Here is a 1278-nt window from a genome sequence, read left to right as displayed (position 1 = left end):
CGACTGCATGGATGCAGGAGCTAGAGCAACGCAGGAGCAGTTACCGCGTAGGGCAGTCTATTCTCGGTCAGCCTCCTAGGCTTCTTCCATCTGCAAGGTCAATTTACCGGAACGCTGGGTAAGATAACTCTCATCCACCTCTGAACCCAGCTTAATCATCAGACGCAAGTCGTTTGCAGAATCAGCATGCCGGATGGCGTCTTCATAGCTGACCTCACCAAGGTTGTAGAGATCAAATAATGCCTGATCGAAAGTCTGCATGCCCAGCTCCCGGGATTTTTTCATTAACTCTTTCAGTGCATGAACATCACCTTTGCGAATCATATCCTGGGCCAGGGGGGTATTCAGTAACACTTCTATGGCCGGAAGCCGCCCTGTGCCATCCAGAGAAGGAACCAGCTGCTGGGCGACAACGCCCTTCAGATTCAGGGAAAGATCCATCCACACCTGGTGATGATGTTCCGGAGGGAAAAAGTGAAGAATGCGATCCAATGCCTGGTTGGCATTATTGGCATGCAGCGTTGCCAGGCACAGATGGCCGGTTTCTGCGAAGTTCAGGGCATATTGCATGGTATCCTGACTGCGAATTTCACCAATCATAATGACATCAGGAGCTTGACGCAGGGTATTTTTCAGCGCCACTTCATAAGACTTGGTATCAATCCCCACTTCCCGCTGGGTTACAATGCACCTTTTGTGTTGATGGATAAATTCAATGGGGTCTTCAATGCTGATGATATGACCTGTGTCGTTTTCATTACGATAGCCAAGCATCGCCGCCAGGGTTGTCGACTTCCCCGTACTGGTAGCGCCCACCAGGATAACCAGCCCTCGTTTGACCATGGTCAGGTCTTTCAGGATAGGTGGAAGTTTCAACTCTTCAAAACCGGGTATTTTCTCTTCAATTCGGCGCAAAACCATCCCTGACTGGTTTCTCTGCTGAAAAGCACTGACCCGGAACCGGCCAATACCCATTTTGGCAATGGCAAAGTTACACTCATGCTTCAGCTCAAACTCCAGGCGCTGCTTCTCATCCATTACCCCAAGCACAAAATCTTTTGCTTCTGCGGCCGTCAACGGTGTCTTGTTGACAGGTATCAAACGTCCGTCAAGCTTGACACTGGGAGGATAGCCGGCAGTGATAAACAGATCCGATGCTTTTTTTACGGCAACCAGTTTTAATAATTTTTCAATATCCATTTATCATCACATTGACGTTAAAAGACAGCCCGGTGCTCACTCCCGGCAAACGGTGATCTGAAAGACCTAGGAGCCTGC

1 protein-coding gene is annotated in these 1278 nt (G+C 49.4%); it reads right to left on the bottom strand.

Going from position 1 to position 1278, the window contains the following annotated elements:
• Positions 1-75 precede the first annotated feature (75 nt).
• Positions 76-1200: a PilT/PilU family type 4a pilus ATPase gene (locus tag ACO6V1_RS24010; RefSeq protein WP_422469128.1), complete on the bottom strand. Its 1125-nt coding sequence runs from the start codon at positions 1198-1200 to the stop codon at positions 76-78.
• Between the last annotated feature and the right edge of the window lie 78 nt (positions 1201-1278).

The sequence above is a fragment of the Endozoicomonas sp. ALC013 genome, assembly GCF_049310205.1.
In the GTDB taxonomy this organism is placed as follows: domain Bacteria; phylum Pseudomonadota; class Gammaproteobacteria; order Pseudomonadales; family Endozoicomonadaceae; genus Endozoicomonas.
The sequence above is the reverse complement of the archived record's forward strand: the minus strand, read 5'-3'. Positions and strand labels throughout refer to the sequence as shown.

Excerpts from the sequence above, each read along its gene's own strand:
- ACO6V1_RS24010 (WP_422469128.1), bottom strand. The coding sequence starts at position 1,200 with ATGGATATTGAAAAATTATTAAAACTGGTTGCCGTAAAAAAAGCATCG.